Source organism: Methylocystis sp. (assembly GCF_050246715.1).
In the GTDB taxonomy this organism is placed as follows: domain Bacteria; phylum Pseudomonadota; class Alphaproteobacteria; order Rhizobiales; family Beijerinckiaceae; genus Methylocystis.
Map to the genome: position 1 here is coordinate 1 of NZ_JBFWVN010000059.1, position 18,930 is coordinate 18,930.

The window sequence follows — 18,930 nt, forward strand, 5'->3', positions numbered from 1 at the left end:
GTCACGAGGCTTCAGCCCGTCCGATTGCTCGTCCAAACTGCTCGTCAGCTACCAGATCAATCGACAACTCTCTGGGTGGAATCTTCCTCCACTGGCAATGCGCGCCGTCGGGGCGCACCGAATGGTTCGACATTATCTGGCGGCGACCGACAATCCCGCGATTTCAATCGTGTGGCGAGCGATCATCGCTTCCTCGTCGGTCGGCGTCACGAAAACCGGAATCCGCGATTGAGTCGACGAGATGAGCGAATCGTTGCGCGCATTCGCCGTCGCGTCGAGCGCCAACCCCAACCAACCGAGCCCTTCGACCACACCGGCTCGGATGCGCGGGGAGCGCTCTCCGATCCCGGCGGTAAACACCAGCGCGTCGAGTCCGCCGATGACCGCCGTGAGCGCGGCGATCTCCATCTTGATGCGATGAATGAAGTAAGCGATCGCCGCATCGGCGCGCGGCTCATCGGAAGACTCGAGCGCGCGCATGTCATGCGACACGCCGGAAAGGCCAAGAAGGCCGGAGCGCTCATAAAGAAGATGCGAAAGCTCTTCGGGAGTCATCCCCTCGCTTTCCAGCAAATAAAGTAGCAGTCCGGGATCGATCTCACCGCAGCGCGTGCCCATGGGAAGGCCTTCCAGCGCCGAGAACCCCATGCTGGTGGCGATCGAGCGTCCGCCTTTCAACGCGCAAAGCGACGCGCCATTGCCGAGATGCGCGACGATGACGCCGCCCTCGGCATGAATCGGATCGATTATCCGCAGACGCCGGGCGATATACTCATAGGACAGGCCATGGAATCCAAAACGACGCAATCCTTTCTCGTAATAGGAATAGGGAAGCGCATAGGCGTCGTCGACGAAAGCATGTCCACGGTGGAAGGCCGTGTCGAAACATGCGACCTGCGGCACATGCGGAAACGCCTCGCAGGCGCCTTCGATTCCGGCGAGATTATGCGGCTGGTGCAACGGCGCGAGCGGGATGAACGCCCTCAACGCCGCGAGCGTTTCCGCATCGACAATAACGGGCGCGGAGAAACGCAGCCCGCCGTGCACGACGCGGTGGCCGATCGCGCTGATCGTCGCTGCCGGATAGGCGCCTTCGATCCATTTGAAGATCTCTGCAATCGCCTTTCTGTGGGTGAGCTTGGCGGCAAGCTTTCTCTCGCTCGCCTTTTCACCGACGACATCAACGCGAAAGCGCGGCTTCGCGCCGAGCCCTTCGACCGCGCCCGCGACCACCAGCCGCGGCCATTCCGCAGTCGCGGCGAAGAGAGCGAACTTCACCGAAGAAGATCCGGCGTTGAGCGTGACGACGAGATCAGCCATGTCCTCCGCGCCTCCAGATCATGCTACCAGACGCGGCGACGTCGCTCCGCTTCGAACGTCTTGCCGAGATAGACCACGCTCTCCAGCCGCAAATCGCCCTTGGGCCGGAAAGCGTCGGGGCGCGGTTTTAATTCGCCATTCTCGAATTCCAATCCGAGCAGCGCATAGGCCGCCGACAACATGCGGGCCGCGGCGCCGGTGTACCAGCTCCAGCCGCCACGCCCTTCATAACCCGCGCCGTTATAGACGTCGGCCGGCTGCTGATGCGGCGGCAGGCCGTAGATGTCGGCCGCCTCAGGCGTCGTGAGTTTGGTAATCGGCGAGATCGCGATCCATGTCTCGAACGCCGTGCGAAACAATTCGTCGGCGGCACGTGAATCGCCCTCCTGCTGCGCCTGCGCGGCGAGCTTTGCCAATGCGTCGACGAACCACGAAACGCCATGTGAATATTGACCGCCGTTTTCGCGCACGCCCGGCGGATATTCGGCGCTGCGTCCCGGATAGGGGCGCGAATGTTCGTCATAGGGAGGAGCGACGAGCAGAACGCGATTGCCGAATCCAAGCACATCCAAGGCTTTTTCGATTGCTTCGCGTCCCCGCGCAGCGTCGACGGCGTTGGTCAAAGTGGGCCATGAGGAAGTCATCGCGCTCATCGGCGCGACTTCGCCGCCGTCGTCGGCATAGGCGCGAATATAGCGGTCGCCGCGCCAGCAACCTTCAAGCGCGGCGCGAAGCTTCTCGGCGCGCGCCCGATAGCGCTCGGCGCGTTCGGCGTCGCCTTTCGTCTCGAAGAGCGGCGCGATGTCGAGAAGAATGCCGTGCAAGAAGAAGCCGAGCCACACGCTCTCTCCGCGGCCGTCTTCGCCGACGAGATTCATGCCGTCGTCCCAGTCGCCCGTGCCCATCAGCGGCAGGCCATGCGCGCCGAAACGGTCGAGAGTCCATTCGATGGCGCGCGCGCAATGGCCGAGCAGCGTGTCCTTGTCGCGCGACGTCAGCGGCACTGTCGCTTCGCCTTCCTGATCCTTCGGCACGGGGCTGGCTTCAAGGAAGGTCTCGACTTCGTCGAGGATCGCAAAGTCTCCGCTTCCGCGGACATAGCGGATCGTCACATAGGGCAGCCAGAGATGCGGGTCCGACGCATGCGTGCGGTCGGCGAGGCCGGTGCCGCCGTTGGGCGCGCGGTGCCACCATTTGCACGCGTCGCCCTCGATATATTGATGCGCGGCATGCAACAGGATTTGCGCACGGGCGCGCTCAGGCGCGAGATGAATCAGCGGAATAACGTCCTGCAACTGGTCGCGATAGCCCGTCGCGCCGGAACGTTGCGACGGTCCCGTACGTCCCCATAGGCGAGCGGCGAGCAGTTGATAGGGCAGCCAGTCGTTGACCAGACGGTCGAAGTCCGGGCGGTTCGTCTTGATGCGCAACACCGAGAGCCGATCGTCCCAGGCGCGGGCGTTCGCTGCGAGTTCGGCGTAGGCGTGCTCGGGATCGCGCGCATAATCGGCAAGTCGTTTCGCTTCCTCGATCGTCGTCGTCTGTCCGAGCGCAATGACAACGACGGCTTCCTCTCCTGCCGGCACGTCGATGGCGCCGCTGAAAGCGGCGACCTTTCTTTCATGCGCGGGGGCGCCAGCATCAGGGTGGCCGTGCTCGACCATGTACGGCAGATAAGGATCGCGGCTCTCATGCCCGAGAAAGCGGCGGCGCGACGTTTCCGCGAATTCGGCCGGCATCGAGGTCGTTACAAAGGCCCAGCCGCGCACGAAATTATTGCGGGGATTGCGGAAGTAGATGGAACGCACATTCTCGTCGATGAGCGATTCCAGCGCGCCGAGACTTTCGTTCGGCGTTTCCGCCAAGACGATTTCCATCGAAGGCGTGATCTGCAGCAGCCGCTCATGATCGCTCTTGTTGCGGATTTTGAGGATTTTGAACTCAATCGGCTGCGTCGGGCTGACGAATACGGTCATCTCGAGATCGAGATGGTCGCGCTCGGCGCGAAACACCGCAACTCCCGGCGAAAAAGTCACTTGATAGTCGGCGTCGCGGCGACGCAACGGCACGTACGTCGGACTATGCGCGTCGGTTCGGGCAAGATCATAGACATAGAATTTCTGGCCGGATGGGGCCATGCGGCCCTCGCCCATGCGAAATGGCGTGAAACTGTTCAGTCGCGAATTGCCATGGAAGGAAAAAATATCGCCGTCGTTGGTGAGCACAGCGCCCTGCCCGAAGGCGTTGGCGATGACATGGGCAAAGGGACGCGGCGTGCCCGGCGCGAGCGTGACGCTTCGTCCATCTTGAGAGAAAGCATAGCGCGGCTTCTTGGGCGGCGGCGGCAGAATGAGCCCGCGCCGGCGTGACAGCGCCCTGTTCAGCGTTTCGGGCGCCGCAGGCGCAACGCCGAGATGACGCGCGATGGAATCCGTTGCCCTGCCCATGTCGCGGGCCCAGCCGTCGACGATGATCAGTTCGGTCGCGCCGGCGGCGGCAAGCTCGACTTCGACTCGCAGACTGGCGCAAGGCTCGAAGCCGTATAGCAGGCCTTCGTCTTTCGGATCGCGCGGCGCCGCTAGACCCAGAAGGCTGTCGGGCGCATGCACCGAACCCATTCCATAGAAGCGCGACTTCACGTCCTCATAGCCGAGGACGGAAATCTTCGCGTCAGCGGCGCCGCCGATGGCGTGAAAGCCGATCTCTGGCGACAGACGGCGATCGGATTGGCGGCGCGCGCCGCCCTTGAGCAAACGGTTCTGCGCGAAAATCGCATTGAGCGAGCGCACGTACCAAGTGCCGATATGAATTGCATTGTATGCCGCGTCGCGAAGCTCGACGCCGGTTTCGTTGAGCACCCATTCGCGCATCGACGCGAGCACCAGTCTACGATGGCGTTGTTCGAGATTGACGATCTTCAATTTCGTGATCTCGACCGCTTCGTCGGCGGCGAGCGAGACGCGCGCTTCGACCGCGAATCCATTGCGCTCCGCCATGAAGAACAGGCAATTCTCGCCCGCGTCGGTGAGCGACGCCTGAGCGGCTTTGCAGCGGGTCGGGGCCTCGCCGATCGACCAAAGTTCGCCGCCGTCCTCGCGCAGAAACAGGAAGCGCCCGCGCGGATGGGCGTGATCGTCCGGCCGCCGCGTCAAATCGATCGGCGGTCCGCCGCGCGCCACGCCTTCGATGCGAATCGCGCCCTGCCCGTCTTCGAACCATTCGCTCGTCATCAGCCCGTTGGTCAGTTTCAACGGTCGCGAGCCAGGCACGCCGCCGGCGCCGGTGATGCCTTTGATCGTCACCTTCTGCGCGCGCGCCAGCCGACCCAGAAGAAAGATAACGAGGCCGAAGGCAACGAGTCCGGCGTAGATCAGATAGCCGCTGACCAGATAGGCGTATGACGGCGGCCGCGTATGCGCCAATTGCTCGGAGGCGCTCCACGCGCCGTCCCAATCCACGCCGCGGGGGATATAAAAGGGAAGCAGCAGCGGCGCCCATGTGCCGAAGCGGCGAATCCCTTCGGGGATCGCGCGGCTGGTTTGCGACTTGCCGAGAAAGCGCGCGGCCTTTTCGTCCGCCACGTCGCCGCCGACGAAAGAGAGATTGACGAGCGTCGCGACCCGCAAGCCCATATGGTCGAACCAGATCAGCACGCGCAGCGCGTCATAGGCGAGGAGCGCGGTGAAAATATCGAGGCTCCAGGCGCGGAAATCGGAGTCGGGAAGGATGTAATTCATCCAGCTCGCGACGCCGGTTCTGATGAGGCCGTCCTGATTGTACCAAGTGGGATCGGGCGACGCCTTGAGGAAGGAATAGATCACCGGCGCCATCCAGAGGCCCCAGCGCAAGACCCGCACGGCGTTTTCGACGAGCATGTCGAGGCCTTGCCAGCTCGCGAGTTTGCGAAGCGGCTGCAGGCTGCGCTCGACGAGCGCCGTCAGGAAAAACAGATTGATCGAAAACAGCGGCGCCGCGAAGACCCATTGAATGACGCCTGAGAACGACTCGTCAAAGAATAGTCTCACGCCGCCGTCGACTTTGCCGAGATCCGTCGCGCCCCATTTCGAAAAGAGCGGTCGAACGACATAGTCGTTGATCGGTCGCCCGTCCGCCGCATAGTCGAGCGACGTATAGGCGAAAAATTTCGTCACGATCGTTTCGACCTGCCCTGCGTCGAGATACCAGGCGACCGCGCCGGCGACGAGCGCGCCGAGGAGCGCGCCGAGCGAATAGACTCGCCAGCTGCGCAGATGCTGGCGGCGCCCTTTCGTCAGCGCGGCGAAATCTATCGCCGCGTCGACCCCTGCATAGGCGAGCGCGCCCGCGACGGCGCCGAACAGAAACCTGTCGCCGCCGCTCGCCGCCGGAAGCCCGATCATTAAGGCGAGTCCGACCGCCGCGCCGGCGACGGCGCCGCGGAAATAGTTGGAGGGATGCAGATAAATCTCTTCGACGCGCGCAAAGAATGGCGGCGTCGAGTCGGTGCTCTCCACGATTGCGCGTGCAAGCGGGAACAGCGCTGCGCCGATCAATGCGCCGCCGATCGGACCAGAGGCGGAAATCACCGCAACGGCAGGAGGGAAAGAAACGACGAGCCCGGCCGCGAGCAGCAGCGCCATGAACACCAAGCCATAGACGGCGCCCTTTTCGGCGCCCGTCCGCCAATCGTGAAACACCACGACCTGCAGCGACGGCGTCGCGCGCAGCAAGCCGGCCATCGCCTGAGTCACGAGATAAGTTTGGCCCCACAGGCCGGCTTGCGCCAGCGCCGCCGCCACGGCCGCGACCGCCGCCGTCGCCGGATAGGGCAGATAAGGCGCGACGAAATACGAAACCGAGGTCGCGATATAGGGAGTCAGCGACGCGATGAAAGCCGAGGCGAACAGAACGCCATGCGGGCGCCACTGTCGCGGAAGGAATCGGCCGAGCGCGAGCGGCACGCCAACTACGATCGACTCATTGAGCAGAAACAGCACCAGCGTTCGGCCGGCGATGTTCTTGAAAGCCTCCGGAACGTCGAGGCCGAGCAGCAGACCGCCGCCGATCTTTGTGACGACCGGGGAGCCGAGCGCAAGCAAGAGGCAGAACTGCAACGGCAAGACGAACAGCGCCGCGCGCACCGCCATGCGCGAGCGCGCCCTCAGCGCGACCACCCCGGCCAGATAGAGAATGGTGGCGGTCCCTGCGCCGATAGGCGAGAACCGGAACAGTTCGGCGAAATTTTCCGGCGCGCGCCACAAAACGCCCGAGCGGTCGCACAGCAGGGTAAAAGTCGCGACGACGACGAAATCCACGGCGAAATCGGCCGCTTGGCGCGTGCTCTCGGACGAACGGCGCAGCATAAAAATCGTGGCGCCGGCGAAAAAGCCGGCGACGATCGCGTGCTCGCCGCCGCCCGCCGCCTCCAGCGCCGCGAAGACCGCAAAGCCGGCGCCGATGATGATGCGTTCAAACAGGGCGCTGTTTACGTCCGATTCGCCACGATTGACGGCCATGGATCCCCTCCGCGCCTCTGTCGTATCCGGCGTTTTTATCGTTAATGGCCGGAATCAGCGGCGATCGTAAGGAATCCCTTGCCGGAGGCGGGGGAAAAAGTCGACCCCCGCCTCGCCTCGGCGCCCTGGCGCTTCGCACCGCCGCCGAGAGCCGCTATAGTCTGCAAAGCTTTATCGCCCCGGCCGCGTAACGAGGGCGCCAGCAAGTGGACGAGATGGAAGAGCCCCTGCCCGCGCCGCCAGCCGACATTCGCGACGACGACCCGAAGGGCGCCTCCTCCGCCACGCCCGCGGAGCGCCTGTCGCTTCTTGTCGAGCGGGAGCGCTTCGCGCGCAAGGACGCCGGTTCGCTTGACGAGCGCATGGCGAACCTTGCCGGCGCGCTGCGCCGCGCGCGGCTCGAGAACGCCGAGCGCTCCGCCGCCATTTCTGATTTGCGCGCCGCGGAGATCGCCCGTCTGGAAATGCTCGGCGAGGCGCTGGCGCCGGTGCTGGCGCAGCTGCCGGACGATTGCGATATTTTCGACGTTGGCGTTGCGCCAGGGGAAAGGCCGCGCCTGTTCATCGACCAGATCGGCTTTGTCGAGATGGATCGCGACCGGCGCACCTACCGGTTTCTTCAGGACACGCGTCACGGCCGAGTGGGGCTTTGCGAAAGCGACAGCGCCGACGATCTCGTCGAGGCGATCACCGCCTATATCGCGCATCGACTGATCGAACGCGAAAAGGCGCTGGCGATCGATTATGCGAGCGGCGGCGCGGCGCAGGCGCTGGCTGTCAGGGCCGCCACGGCGCGCGAAAAATCGACCGCGCGCGAGGCCGACGCATCTTTCGCTGGCAAAGTCACTCACGCCGCGGCGTTCATCGCGGAATTTTTTGGCGCGGCCGCTTTCTTCGCGCTTTCGGCCGTGTTGGCGGCGTGGGTCTATCAAACTTACTTCGCGGGCTGATCCTCACAGCTCGACCGATTCAAGCTCGACGATCTCTCCCGCCTCGTTCAATCCGCGCCTGCGCAGCAGGATGCTCAGAGCGTCGTCCTCGCGCGCGATTTCATAAAGATTATAGGCCGCGCCCGGATAATGGCCGCCGGGTCGCGCTGAAGCCGAAGCCACGCCGACGACAGGCGCCAGGGCGCCGGGGCCTGGAAGACGATACAGGCTCGGCTTGTGATTATGCCCGTGCACAATGAGCTCAGCGCCATGGCGGGCGATCACGCCTTCGAACGCCGCGGCGTCCTGGAGTCCCCGCAGCGCCCTCGCGCCGCCGACATGCGGCGGATGGTGGAGGCAGACGACGCGCGCGAACCCTTCCGCCTTGGCGCGATCCAGCAGCGCCGCGAGGCCCGCAAGTTGCGCCTCTCCAAGCCGCCCCGAGGCGACAAAAGGCGCCGTCGGCACGCCCGTGTCGAGACCGATCAGTGCCACGCCGCCGCGCCGGCGCAAATAAGGAAAGCCTTCGCCTTCCGTCTCGCTGCTCGTCCAGGGCGCGAAAACGTCGTGAACGAGGTCGGTCACGCTCGCCACGTAGGCGTCGTGATTTCCCGGCGTAAAGCTTACGTCGCCTGGCGCGCCGAGAGAGGCGAGCCAATCTTTGGCCAGCGCGATTTCGGCGGGAAGTCCGATGTTGACGATATCGCCGGTCATGACGACATGATCTGGCGCCTGCGCCTTGATGTCGGCGACGATCCTGCCGAGCACGCCCATGTCGTGCTGAGCGCCGCGCTTATAGAGCCAGTTCACATAGCCGGTGACGCGCTTGCCAAGTAGCTCGGCGAGATTTGGCCGAGGAATCGGACCGATATGGGCGTCGGAGAGATGTGCGAGCCGGAAATTCAAGCGACCCCCATGTCCCTTCCACGCCCGTTCGACGGCGGCGTTTTCTGCTAGGGTGGGCTGGCGATTAGTAGAGCCTTCGCAGTTCATTTGCCAGAGCGACGGCAATCGGAGTCAGTTTTGACAGAGCAGGAGCAGAAGCAGGCCGGCGAGACGCATTCGACGCGATCGCGCGTCACGCGCAGGCTCATCGCCTTGAGCGCGCGGTTTCAGCGCCCCATGACATTGGGCGTGCGCGGACTCGTGCTTGACGACCGGCGCCGCGTGCTGCTCGTCCGCCACACCTATGTCGACGGCTTCTATCTGCCGGGCGGCGGCGTCGAAAGCGGCGAAACGCTGGTCGATGCGCTCAAGCGAGAACTCCATGAGGAAGCCAACGTCCTGCTCGAGGAGCCGCCCGAACTTTTCGGCATGTATTTCAATCGACGCTTCTCGGTTCGCGATCATGTCGCGCTCTACCTCGCGCGTTCTTATCGCGTCACCGCGCCGCGCGCGCCTGATCGCGAAATCGCCGAGGCCGGATTTTTCGCGCTCGACGCGCTGCCGGCGGATACGACCGTCGGAACCCGCGCGCGCCTTGCTGAGGCGCTGGAGAAGGCGCCCATTTCACCTTACTGGTGAAACTTTTCGGGCGCCGGCGGCCTCGGCCAGGATTCGTAAATCGCGCCATCCATAGGCGAGGTCGGGAAGAATGGCGCCCTCAACTTCCCAGACGCCCTCGACGCCGAGAGGCGCCGCGCCGAGCGCCTCATAAAAGCCGCGCGCCTTGGGCGCGTCGCGCAACACCCATACCGCCGCGCTGGCGCAGCCGGCGGATAACAGATGTTCGGCAAGCCGCGCCATCAGGCCTGCGCCCAATCCCTGGCGCTGAACGCGCCGCAGCAGATAAATCGAGTCGATCTCGCCGTCGAAGCCGAGCGGAACGAGCTTCGAATTGGTCTGGCGGCTACAGCGCGCGAAGCCGACCGGAACGCCGTCTTCGAGAGCGACGAAGACAGCTTGGCCGATTTCGCCCGAACCGATCCTATCCCGCCACCGGCGCGTCCAATCGTCGAGGTCGATGCCCGCCAGCGCTTCCGCCGGCATGAGACCGGCGTAAGTCTCGCGCCACGCCGCGGCGTTGACCCCGGCGATCGCGGGCGCGTCCTCCAGGGTCGCTCGGCGCAATCGATATTCCGCCATGGGCTTTTCCCCTAAAGCAGGCTCGCATGCGGCCTATCGCGCCGCAACCTGAAGTTTTGCGGCGCAGTCAACGCGTGATATGGCCTGCGCCTAGATCGCGCTGCATTTGGGCGGAATCGCCCAAATGCAGATCACGCGATCGATTCCAAAAGTTTAGAGCGCGCTCTGCGCGAAAAACCGGATCCCGCTTTTTCGCAGCGCGCTCTATGGTCAAGCCGCTATATGATCGATCTCGCCGTAAAATTTGCGCCGCTCACGGCCGCCGACGACGCGCATATCGAAAAGCTCGACGAACGCGCGTTCGGGCCGGGCCGGTATGCGCGCACGGCCTACCGCCTGCGGGAAGGCGTCGAGCCGGATCGCTCGCTGTCCTTCGTCGCGCGGATCGGCACGCTGCTCGTCGGCGTCAATCGCATGACCCCGATCCTCGTCGGATCAACGCCCGCGCTTCTGCTCGGACCCCTGACCGTCGAACCGGCGTTTCGCCAGCAGCGCGTCGGCGAGACGCTGGTCAAATATTCGCTGGACGCCGCGCGGGAAGCCGGTCACGGCCTCGTCCTGCTCGTCGGCGATGAGGACTATTACGCGCGGCTCGGCTTTGCCCGCGTGCCGCGCGGGAAAATCACGATGCCGGGGCCGGTGGACCCGGACCGGCTGCTCTATTGCGAATTGCGTCCCGGCGCGCTTGCCGAGACGAACGGCCGGATGCGGCGCCTATGACGCCGCGCGCGCAACCCATCGTCGAGAAATATGACGCGCTCGTCGCTGAAGGCGCGCTGGAACGCGACGCGTCGCAGCGCGCCGCGGTCGAGAAGCTTCAGGCGCTCGCCGATGCGCTGTCTGGCCGCCGGCCGATGAGCACCCGTGCGACTCTGGCGGCGCTTGCGAGTTTCCGCCGTCGCGGTCAGCGCCCGAGCGGGCTTTATCTCTGTGGACAGGTCGGGCGCGGCAAGACGTTCCTGATGAATATGTTCTTCAGCGAGCTTTCGCTCGATAGGAAACGCCGCGCGCATTTCCACGCCTTCATGGCGGATGTGCATGACCGGCTGCATCGGTTGCGTCGAAACCCGCGTAGCGGCGGCGCCGATCCTGTGACCTGCGTTGCGCAGGAGATCGCACAGGAAGCGCGCGTGCTCTGTTTCGACGAATTCGCGGTGAACGATATTGCCGACGCCACGATACTGGCGCGGCTGTTTTCTTCGCTGCTCGCTTCTGGCGTAATCGTTGTCGCAACGTCCAACGTCGAGCCTTCGCGGCTCTATGAAGGCGGCCGCAACCGCGATCTCTTCCTGCCGTTCATCGCTCTGTTGCAGGAACGCATGGACATTGTGCGTCTCGAAGCGTCGGGCGACTATCGACAGCGGCGCGAAAATCTGGGTCAGGTCTATTTCACCCCCGCCGACTCGCGCGCAAAAGCGGCGATCGATGCGCTCTACGCGGCGCTCGCCGACGGCGCCGAAGAGAGCGCCACGGCAATCGACGTCAGGCGACGACGCATCGAAATTCCTCGGGCGGCGGGCCGTGTGGCGCGCTTTAGCTTCTCTGCGCTCTGCGGTCAGCCCCTGTCGGCGGCGGACTATATGGCGCTCGCCGAGAAGTTCGACGCGGTGATCCTCGAGGAGGTTCCGATTCTCGCGCCCGAACAGCGCAACGAAGCGCGCCGCTTGATTACGCTCGTCGACATTCTTTATGAGGCGCGCGTTCTGCTGATTGCTTCCGCCGCCGCCGAACCCTTCGACCTCTATCAGGCCGACTTCGGCGCAGAGGCGCGCGAATTCGAACGCGCCGCGTCACGCCTGATCGAAATGCGGGGAAAGGACTATGTCCAGGCCCGCGCGCCGATCATGGCTTCGACATGCACTCCTTGATGTCGCTTTCGCGCTTCATCTGCGCGAAACGATCGGCGCAATAGCGTTCGAGATCGGCGCGCTTCGAAGGATCGGCCGCCGCGGCGCGAATGCCCATCGCGCCGTCGAGCAGCTCCTTTTGTGCGGCATGCACCTGACGCGGCGGCAATTGCCCGGAACACGCCTCATAGCGTTTGAGCAGCGCGTCGCACTGTGGGACGCCGGTGAGATCGAAGGCGAAGGCTGGCGCGGCGGCGAACAGGAAAACGAAAGCAAAACGATAGGTCACTTGTGCGGGTTCCTCCGGCTTGAGCGCGCTGCGAAAAAGTCGAATCCGGTTTTTCGCGTAAAGCGTGCTCAAAAGATTTGGAATCGATCACGATTTCTGCATCTGGGCGATGCCGCCCAAATGCAGCGTGATCTATGACCCGCGGCCTATAGCACTTTCGTCGGTCGCGACGCATTAAAAGACGAGAGCGGCGGGCCTTTCTTCGGACCCGCCGCTCGAAACTCCAGCATCTTTGTCTCGCGGACGCCGGAGGGTTCTGGCGTGGACGCTTACAAACCCGCCAGATATCTCGTGGGATCGACCGGCGTCGAGCCCTTGCGCAACTCGAAGTGAAGCTGCGGCGAACCGACATTGCCCGACTGGCCGGACTTGGCGATCGTCTGGCCGCGCTTGACTTGGTCGCCGCGTTTTACGTCGAGCGCGCCGTTATGGGCATAGGCTGAGACGAAGCCGTTCGGATGGCGAATGAGCACCAGATTGCCATAGCCCTTGAGCTCGTTGCCGGCATAGGCGACGACGCCGCCTTCGACCGCCTTGACCTGCGTGCCCTCGGGCACCGCAATGTTGATCCCGTCATTGCCGCCCGTCGAGAAGCCCTGAATGATGCGGCCGCGCGCCGGCCACCGAAATTCGGGGCGGCCATCGTCGGAAGCGATGGTTTTCGATTCATTCGCTGCGGGAATCGAAGCCGTCGCGGTCGAATCGACCTTGCGGGCGCTTGCGGATTCCGCCGGCGCGGCGGCCGCCGCCGGCGCGCCGCGCGCTATGCGCTCCGACTTGACGACGTGCGCCGGCGTTGCAGCGGCGCTTTGCGGCTCGGCTTTCGCCGGAGTCCTTTCATGGGCGGATTTGGCGGCCGCCTTCGAGTCGGCGAGCTTCGCCTTCTGCGGCTCGACTTCGGTTTTGTGCACAGGCTTGGCCGCCGCCGCGGCTTTGGCGGTGACGGATTTGCCCGACGGCGCAGCGGCGGAGGCGGCTTTCGCCGGAGAGGCAGGCGCATGCGCCGCGACGGCGGGGGCGCCGCCAGCGCGATAGACCGGAATCACCAGTCGCGAGCCGGGCTGAACCTGTGCCGCGACATTGAAGCCGTTCGTGCGCAGCAGGGCGTCGGGGGGCACGCCGTAGCGGGTGGCGATCATTCCCGCCGTCTCGCCCTGGGCGACAACGATTGGCGTTCCGCCCTGGGCGCTCCAATGGCCGCTGCCGGAAGCGGAGGCGACGCGCCCAGGCGATTGCGGCGCGGCAGGCGCGGCGTTCCGGGCCGTTGAAGCGGGACCGTTGGCTGAGGGGGCCGGCAGCGGACGAGATTCCACCGCGCTCGACGGCGCGCTGGCGATCGCGCCGACTGGCGCATGATCCACGCCAACCGCCGCGGTTTTGGTCGAGCCTGTGAAGGGATCGGAGAAGGGATCGCCCGCGAAACGCGAAGCATCGGAGCAGCCGGCGGCAAGGGCGGCGACGCCTGCGGCCGCCAGCAACCGCACCGCGACGCGTGAATAAGCAAATGGATGCTTGATAGCCATGACGCGACCCACCCGAACGCAACATTGAATGGTCTATTGGTTACAGGGCGGCGGTTAAGGAGGCGTTTAAGATGAACGCGAAACGTCGTCGAATACGAAAATTTTCAGCATTCGGGCGAGAATTCAGAGCGCCTGCGCCAGTCCGGGGATGGCCGCGCCCAGGCGGCACGGGCCCAAATCGGTCTCCCGCAGTTCGCCGTCCTCGTTGAGATCAAGCTTGATCAGCCGTTCCTTGGCCCGCGCGCCGGCCATCGCATGCGCTCGGCGGGCGAAGAGCATGATGCCGCCCGGCGCGAGCAATTGGATGAGCGCCGCCGGCGCCGCGCCGACGGAAGCCTGCACGATGATCCGATCGAACCGCCCCAGATCGTCAGGAGGGTCAAGACCGTCGGCATAGATGGCCTTGGCGTTGGCCGCGCCATGGACGGCGAGGCGGCGCGAAGCTTCAATCGCAAGCGTCTCGAAGCGTTCAAGAGTGACGACCTCGCGCGCAAGCTGCGCCAACGCCGCCGCGCCATAGCCGGAGCCCGCCCCGATCTCCAGCACCCGATGGCCGCGGCCGGTCCGCAGCGCCTCGAGCCGCCGGCCGAGTTCGACCGGGCGCGACATGGTCTGGCCGCAGCCGATCGGCAGCGAGAGATTGCGATTGGCGAGATCGCGGAAACGATAGGGCGCGAAGGCCTCGCGCGGGGTCGCCTCCATCGCGCGCAAGACAGACAGATCGCGCACGCCCCCCTGACGCAGCGTCAGCAGCAGCGCCGCGCGCTCCTCGACTTCGGCGTTGCTCAGCGCGCCGCGCTCGAGCGTCATGTCTCACCCTCGAAGGCCGCCGCGAGCCGCGTCACGGTCGGGTGATCGGTGAAATCGAGCTGCAATGGCGTGATCGAGATTTTCTTTTCCTCAAGCGCCATCAGATCGGTGCCCTGGCCGGGCTTGAAGTCGCCGCGCTGGAAGGAAATCCAGTGATAGGGATTGCCGCGCCCGTCCTTGCGGTCCTCGATCCTCATGATGTCGCTGCTGCGCTGACCCTGCATGGTGATCGCGACGCCGGCGACGTCCTGCGGCGGACAATGGGGGAAGTTCACATTCATCAGCACATTCTTCGGGATTCCCGCCGCGAGCAGACGGCGCACGACCTTAGCGCCATGCATAGCTGCGCACTCCCAATGGATGGTGCGGCGGCTCGCAAAGAAATCGTAGACTTGCGAAAGCGCAATCGACGGGACGCCGAGAATCGTGCCCTCCATCGCGCCGGCGATGGTGCCGGAATAGGAGACGTCCTCGGCGACATTCTGGCCGCAGTTGACGCCGGAAATGAGGAGATCGGGCGGATGATCGAGCATCAGCTTGCGCACGCCCATGATCACGCAATCGGTCGGCGTGCCCTTGACGGCGAAATGCCTCGGCGAAATCTCGCGCAGCCGCAGCGGATCGTTGAGCGACAGCGAATGCGAAACGCCGGATTGTTCGAATTCCGGCGCGATCACAAAAATGTCGTCGGAGAATTCGCGCGCGATCGCTTCAGCGATCGCCAGACCGCGCGCATGGACGCCGTCGTCATTGGTGATGAGAATACGCATGATTCTGGCGGTTTCGCTCGCGCTTGGGGCTGTCTGACGCGGCCCAGGTTTCTTTGGACGATTCGACGCCGGACGTCCACAATGGCCCGAATTGCTCAGCCTCATTCTCTGGGGGATTTTTGATGCGCTTACGACTTTCGCTCTTGCTTGCGGCGGCGCTCGGCGGGGCGCCGAGCTTCGCCGCCGCCTTTGAAGCCTATGTGTCGGCGGACATGCCGCTGCAGGTGAGCCCCAGTTTTGACGCTCAACCTGTCACGACCATGGGCGCGAACATTCCGTTCAACGTCCTGGGATGCGGTCGCTGGTGCCAGGTCCAATATGGCGGGACCGCGGGCTATGTGCCCGCGGACCTCGTCATCCCCGGCGCGCCGCCGACGGCGCCGGGGTCAGGTCTGTTAGGTTTTCTGGCGGCCCCGGTGACGCTCAATGTCGCCGCGCCGGGCCTGCTCAGCGACGGCTATGCGCCGCGCGCGGATTACGGCTATGGCTGGACGCCGATCTTGGGGACCTCGCCCGAGCCAGAATGTGAAGGCGCACGACGCGGGCGTTGCGGCAAGCGCAAAACCGTTCACCGGGAGATGCGCGACAGACCGCCCATGTAAGGCCGCAGAACGCGCGGCACGTCGACCGAGCCGTCTTCCTGCTGATAATTCTCGAGCACCGCGACCATGGCGCGGCCGACGGCGACGCCGGAGCCGTTCAGCGTATGGACGAAGCCAATTCCCTTATTCTTGCCCTTCTCTCCTGCAGGACGATAGCGGGCGTTCATGCGCCGCGCCTGGAAGTCGCCGCAGACCGAGCAGGAGGAAATCTCTCGATATTTCCCCTGCCCCGGCAGCCAGACTTCAAGGTCGTAGGTTTTTTGCGAGGCGAAACCCATGTCGCCGGTGCAGAGCACGACCTTGCGATAGGGCAGTTCGAGAAGCTGCAGCACCTTCTCGGCGCATTCGGTCATGCGCTCATGTTCGGCAAGCGATTGCTCCGGCGTCGTGACCGACACGAGCTCGACTTTATAGAACTGATGCTGGCGGATCATGCCGCGCGTATCCTTGCCCGCGGCGCCCGCTTCGGCGCGAAAGCAATAAGTGCCTGCGGTCATGCGCATCGGCAGTTGCGACTCGTCGAGGATCGACTCGCGCACGAGATTGGTGAGCGGCACTTCAGCCGTGGGGATCAGGCCGAGTCGTTCTTTTCTGATTGATCTAATACGACCCAAATACGCCATCTGAAGATCGAGACGCGGTGCTTGGTCGATAATCTCATCGTCGACCTCACCAGTTAGATGTCCAGCGATCGCCCAGAACTGATCTTCCTCGAACTTCGGCAGTTGCGCCGTGCCGAACATCGCGTCGTCGCGCACGAGCAGCGGCGGGCTCACTTCTGTGTATCCATGCTCATTCGTATGAAGATCGAGCATGAATTGCGCGAGCGCGCGTTCCAATCGCGCCAGCCCGCCCTTGTTGACAACGAAACGCGCGCCGGAAATTTTTGCCGCCGTTTCGAAATCCATCAGGCTCAAGCCTTCGCCGATTTCGAAATGCTCTTTCGGGATATAATCCTCAGCTTTCCAGCACTGCTCCCTGTCTGCTTTTAGTGAATCGCCCCAACGCAGCTTCTCTTGATTGCCACTTTCGTCTTCGCCGTAAGGCACTTCATCAAGCGGCATGTTCGGAATTTCAGCGAGCGCGTCGTCGAGCTTCTTGATCGCGTCGCCTTCGGCCTCCTCCAGCGCCGGCCAGTTCTCTTTGATCTCGGCGACTTCAGCTTTGAGCGCTTCGGCTTTGGCGCTGTCGCCCGCCTTCATCGCCGAGCCGATTTCCTTCGAGGCCGCGTTGCGCCGCTCTTGCGCCTTCTGCAATGCGCCGATCGCCGCGCGGCGCGAATCGTCGAAGGCGAGAAGCTGCGCCGACAGGGGCTCCAGCCCGCGCCGCGCGCGGCCAGAATCGAAAATCTCAGCGTTCTCGCGAATCCATTTGATGTCGTACATCTCAGCCTGCTGGCGCTTCGGGAATGATTGAGAAACCATGCAAACGCGTCATGCCCGGCCTTGTGCCGGGCATCCACGCAATGCCGCTACGACAGTGGTTCGAACGAAGCCGCAACGTCTCGGCGTGGATGGCCGGGACAAGCCCGGCCATGACGGCTGGGGATTGTGTCGAAGGCGCCTTCTCCCGCAGCCAAGGGAATCGGTCAAGCGGCAAGACGCTGGAGAAGACCCGGTCTATGATCCGCCCGCCGCCGCCTGCGCTGCCGCGCGCTTCTTTTCCACCGCGCGCACGGCGAAGATCGACGCTTCGTAAAGCAGTATGCCCGGCAGCGCGAGCGCGAGCTGCGAGAAGACGTCGGGCGGCGTCAAAATCGCGGCGACGATGAAGACGAGCACGATCGCATAGCGGCGCTTATCCTTCAAAAACTCCGACGTGACGATCCCGACCTGCCCGAGCAGCGTCAGCACTACCGGCAGCTGAAACACGATGCCGAAGGCGAGCACCAGCGTCATGATCAGCGACAGATATTCGGAGACGCGCGGCAGCAGTTCGATCTGCGCTCTGCCCGGTTCGTTCGCCTGCTGCATGCCTAAGAAGAAGCGCAGCAGATTGGGCATGACCAGAAAATAGACGACGAGCGCCCCGAGCGCGAAAAAAATCGGCGTCGCGAAAAGGTAAGGCCGAAAGGCGGCGCGCTCATGCCGATAGAGTCCCGGCGCGACGAAAGCATAGATTTGCGCAAACACGATCGGACAGGAGAGAAAGGCCGCCGTAAACAGCGCCACCTTGATCTGGGTGAAGAAATATTCCTGCGGCGCGGTGTAGATCAGACGCGCCTCGGGGCCTGCGACCTGCGTGTAGGGAATGACCAGCAGATTATAGATGTCCTTGGCGAAGAAGAAGGAGATGACGAACGTCGCAAGAAAGGCGAGCAGCGCCTTGATCAGGCGTTCGCGCAATTCCATCAGATGTTCGATCAGCGGCGCCTTGCTGGCCTCGATTTCGGCTTCGTCGGCCTCGTTCATGCGCCGGCCTTCTTCGACGAATCTGAAGGAAGACCAGACCCCTCATCCTGAGGAGCGGCCGAAGGCCGCATCTCGAAGGAGGCGTCCTCATCCGTCGCAACGCCGCTGCGCGGCTCGCCTTCGATGGCGCCGGCGATCTGCTTGCGGGCCTCGGCCATCGGATCGAAGGCGCCGTCGAGCTTGACGCTCTCCTTGACGGCGTCCCGCATCTCGCGGACCTCTTTGCGCAAATCGTCGAGTTCCGCCTCGCGCATCGCCTCCATGAACTGACCCTGAAATTCCGACGCCATGCGGCGCATTTTTCCAGTGAACTGCCCCAGCGTGCGCAACACGCGCGGCAGATCCTTCGACGGAATCGCAATAAGGGCGACGATGGCGATGACGATGAGCTTACCGGGTTCGAGATCGAACATGCGTTTTGCTCGGGCGCCCTTCCAGGGCGATCGGGTGAAGGGCTTCCTCATCATGAGGAGCGTGCGCAGCACGCGTCTCGAAGGACGAGGAAGCCCGTTTTCGCGTATTTTTCCTCACCCTCGTCCTTCGAGACGCCGCCTTCGATCTCGGGCTTGCCCGAGATCGACATTAAATTCGCAAGTCGGGTAAACCCGACTTGCGGGCGGCTCCTCAGGATGAGGGCCAGGAAAACAATCCTTCACCCGATCCCCTGGGCGCCCTGCACCCTCCCCTTGAGGGGGAGGGTCGAAGCGCGAAGCGCTTCGGGGTGGGGTGAATACCCGCGAGGCTTAGGGAGCTGTCACCCCACCCCGCGCTTTCAGCGCGACCCTCCCCCTCGAGGGGAGGGTATCCGCGCTATATTTTTTTCGTTTCCGAGGGCTTCTCTTCGCCGAC

The 18,930-nt window shown here is 64.0% G+C and carries 16 protein-coding genes; 5 read left to right on the top strand and 11 right to left on the bottom strand.

Annotated elements, in window-relative coordinates; translation table 11 throughout:
- Positions 1–132: 132 nt before the first annotated feature.
- Together AB7I51_RS15035 and AB7I51_RS15040 are read right to left on the bottom strand one after the other, a co-directional pair.
- The gene (locus tag AB7I51_RS15035) at positions 133–1,320 is read right to left on the bottom strand and encodes an acetate/propionate family kinase (RefSeq protein ID WP_428404567.1); all 1,188 of its coding nucleotides are present in this window, start codon (positions 1,318–1,320) and stop codon (positions 133–135) included.
- A gap of 23 nt (positions 1,321–1,343) precedes the next feature.
- The gene (locus AB7I51_RS15040; protein ID WP_428404566.1) at positions 1,344–6,815 is read right to left on the bottom strand and encodes a GH36-type glycosyl hydrolase domain-containing protein; all 5,472 of its coding nucleotides are present in this window, start codon (positions 6,813–6,815) and stop codon (positions 1,344–1,346) included.
- A gap of 215 nt (positions 6,816–7,030) precedes the next feature.
- Between AB7I51_RS15040 and AB7I51_RS15045 the strand changes: the two genes are divergently transcribed.
- Complete coding sequence (locus AB7I51_RS15045) at positions 7,031–7,765, top strand: hypothetical protein (protein ID WP_428404571.1); 735 nt, start codon at positions 7,031–7,033, stop codon at positions 7,763–7,765.
- 3 nt (positions 7,766–7,768) lie between these two features.
- Here AB7I51_RS15045 and AB7I51_RS15050 read toward each other — a convergent pair whose 3' ends face one another.
- Complete coding sequence (locus AB7I51_RS15050; RefSeq protein ID WP_428404570.1) at positions 7,769–8,650, bottom strand: metallophosphoesterase family protein; 882 nt, start codon at positions 8,648–8,650, stop codon at positions 7,769–7,771.
- A gap of 216 nt (positions 8,651–8,866) precedes the next feature.
- On the opposite strand from AB7I51_RS15050, the gene AB7I51_RS15055 reads away from it, so the two are divergent.
- Positions 8,867–9,268 (top strand): NUDIX domain-containing protein, encoded by a 402-nt coding sequence (locus AB7I51_RS15055; protein WP_428404569.1) that lies wholly within the window; start codon positions 8,867–8,869, stop codon positions 9,266–9,268.
- Here AB7I51_RS15055 and AB7I51_RS15060 read toward each other — a convergent pair.
- On the bottom strand, positions 9,254–9,829 hold the full coding sequence (locus AB7I51_RS15060; protein WP_428404565.1) for an N-acetyltransferase family protein: 576 nt from the start codon (positions 9,827–9,829) through the stop codon (positions 9,254–9,256). The genes AB7I51_RS15055 and AB7I51_RS15060 overlap by 15 nt on opposite strands.
- Before the next feature lie 222 nt (positions 9,830–10,051).
- Here AB7I51_RS15060 and AB7I51_RS15065 point away from each other — a divergent pair, with 222 nt between their 5' ends.
- Together AB7I51_RS15065 and zapE are read left to right on the top strand one after the other, a co-directional pair.
- Positions 10,052–10,549 carry a GNAT family N-acetyltransferase gene (locus AB7I51_RS15065; protein ID WP_428404564.1) on the top strand — a complete coding sequence of 166 codons (498 nt, stop codon included), beginning with the start codon at positions 10,052–10,054 and terminating at the stop codon, positions 10,547–10,549.
- The gene (gene zapE, locus AB7I51_RS15070) at positions 10,546–11,697 is read left to right on the top strand and encodes a cell division protein ZapE (RefSeq protein ID WP_428404563.1); all 1,152 of its coding nucleotides are present in this window, start codon (positions 10,546–10,548) and stop codon (positions 11,695–11,697) included. Before AB7I51_RS15065 ends, zapE begins: the two co-directional genes overlap by 4 nt.
- On the opposite strand, the gene AB7I51_RS15075 is transcribed toward zapE, so the two are convergent.
- From AB7I51_RS15075 to surE, 4 genes are all read right to left on the bottom strand, one after another.
- Positions 11,672–11,965 (bottom strand): hypothetical protein, encoded by a 294-nt coding sequence (locus AB7I51_RS15075; RefSeq protein ID WP_428404562.1) that lies wholly within the window; start codon positions 11,963–11,965, stop codon positions 11,672–11,674. The genes zapE and AB7I51_RS15075 overlap by 26 nt on opposite strands.
- Positions 11,966–12,234: 269 nt before the next feature.
- The gene (locus AB7I51_RS15080; protein WP_428404561.1) at positions 12,235–13,488 is read right to left on the bottom strand and encodes a peptidoglycan DD-metalloendopeptidase family protein; all 1,254 of its coding nucleotides are present in this window, start codon (positions 13,486–13,488) and stop codon (positions 12,235–12,237) included.
- Positions 13,489–13,611: 123 nt separating this feature from the next.
- Entirely contained in the window at positions 13,612–14,298 is a 687-nt protein-coding gene (locus tag AB7I51_RS15085; protein WP_428404560.1) for a protein-L-isoaspartate O-methyltransferase family protein, read from the bottom strand.
- Positions 14,295–15,068, bottom strand: a complete 774-nt coding sequence (gene surE / locus AB7I51_RS15090) for a 5'/3'-nucleotidase SurE (protein ID WP_428404559.1) — start codon at positions 15,066–15,068, stop codon at positions 14,295–14,297. The genes AB7I51_RS15085 and surE overlap by 4 nt, the downstream gene beginning before the upstream one ends.
- A gap of 122 nt (positions 15,069–15,190) precedes the next feature.
- On the opposite strand from surE, the gene AB7I51_RS15095 reads away from it, so the two are divergent.
- Positions 15,191–15,670 (top strand): hypothetical protein, encoded by a 480-nt coding sequence (locus tag AB7I51_RS15095; protein WP_428404558.1) that lies wholly within the window; start codon positions 15,191–15,193, stop codon positions 15,668–15,670.
- Here AB7I51_RS15095 and serS read toward each other — a convergent pair.
- From serS to AB7I51_RS15110, 3 genes are all read right to left on the bottom strand, one after another.
- Positions 15,637–17,055, bottom strand: coding sequence for a serine--tRNA ligase (gene serS / locus AB7I51_RS15100; RefSeq protein WP_428404568.1), 1,419 nt, complete (start codon positions 17,053–17,055; stop codon positions 15,637–15,639). The two genes, AB7I51_RS15095 and serS, sit on opposite strands and share 34 nt — an antisense overlap.
- Positions 17,056–17,289: 234 nt before the next feature.
- Positions 17,290–18,081, bottom strand: coding sequence for a twin-arginine translocase subunit TatC (gene tatC / locus AB7I51_RS15105; protein WP_428404557.1), 792 nt, complete (start codon positions 18,079–18,081; stop codon positions 17,290–17,292).
- Entirely contained in the window at positions 18,078–18,566 is a 489-nt protein-coding gene (locus AB7I51_RS15110; protein WP_428406312.1) for a preprotein translocase subunit TatA, read from the bottom strand. Before AB7I51_RS15110 ends, tatC begins: the two co-directional genes overlap by 4 nt.
- Positions 18,567–18,930: the final 364 nt, after the last annotated feature.

What these genes read in the sequence shown, in the direction of transcription:
- AB7I51_RS15085 (WP_428404560.1), bottom strand. Translation starts at nt 14,298, where the DNA reads ATGACGCTCGAGCGCGGCGCGCTGAGCAACGCCGAAGTCGAGGAGCGC.
- AB7I51_RS15080 (WP_428404561.1), bottom strand. Translation starts at nt 13,488, where the DNA reads ATGGCTATCAAGCATCCATTTGCTTATTCACGCGTCGCGGTGCGGTTG.
- zapE (WP_428404563.1), top strand. Translation starts at nt 10,546, where the DNA reads ATGACGCCGCGCGCGCAACCCATCGTCGAGAAATATGACGCGCTCGTC.
- serS (WP_428404568.1), bottom strand. Translation starts at nt 17,055, where the DNA reads ATGTACGACATCAAATGGATTCGCGAGAACGCTGAGATTTTCGATTCT.
- tatC (WP_428404557.1), bottom strand. Translation starts at nt 18,081, where the DNA reads ATGAACGAGGCCGACGAAGCCGAAATCGAGGCCAGCAAGGCGCCGCTG.
- AB7I51_RS15045 (WP_428404571.1), top strand. Translation starts at nt 7,031, where the DNA reads ATGGAAGAGCCCCTGCCCGCGCCGCCAGCCGACATTCGCGACGACGAC.
- AB7I51_RS15055 (WP_428404569.1), top strand. Translation starts at nt 8,867, where the DNA reads ATGACATTGGGCGTGCGCGGACTCGTGCTTGACGACCGGCGCCGCGTG.
- AB7I51_RS15095 (WP_428404558.1), top strand. Translation starts at nt 15,191, where the DNA reads ATGCGCTTACGACTTTCGCTCTTGCTTGCGGCGGCGCTCGGCGGGGCG.
- surE (WP_428404559.1), bottom strand. Translation starts at nt 15,068, where the DNA reads ATGCGTATTCTCATCACCAATGACGACGGCGTCCATGCGCGCGGTCTG.
- AB7I51_RS15060 (WP_428404565.1), bottom strand. Translation starts at nt 9,829, where the DNA reads ATGGCGGAATATCGATTGCGCCGAGCGACCCTGGAGGACGCGCCCGCG.
- AB7I51_RS15040 (WP_428404566.1), bottom strand. Translation starts at nt 6,815, where the DNA reads ATGGCCGTCAATCGTGGCGAATCGGACGTAAACAGCGCCCTGTTTGAA.
- AB7I51_RS15065 (WP_428404564.1), top strand. Translation starts at nt 10,052, where the DNA reads ATGATCGATCTCGCCGTAAAATTTGCGCCGCTCACGGCCGCCGACGAC.
- AB7I51_RS15035 (WP_428404567.1), bottom strand. Translation starts at nt 1,320, where the DNA reads ATGGCTGATCTCGTCGTCACGCTCAACGCCGGATCTTCTTCGGTGAAG.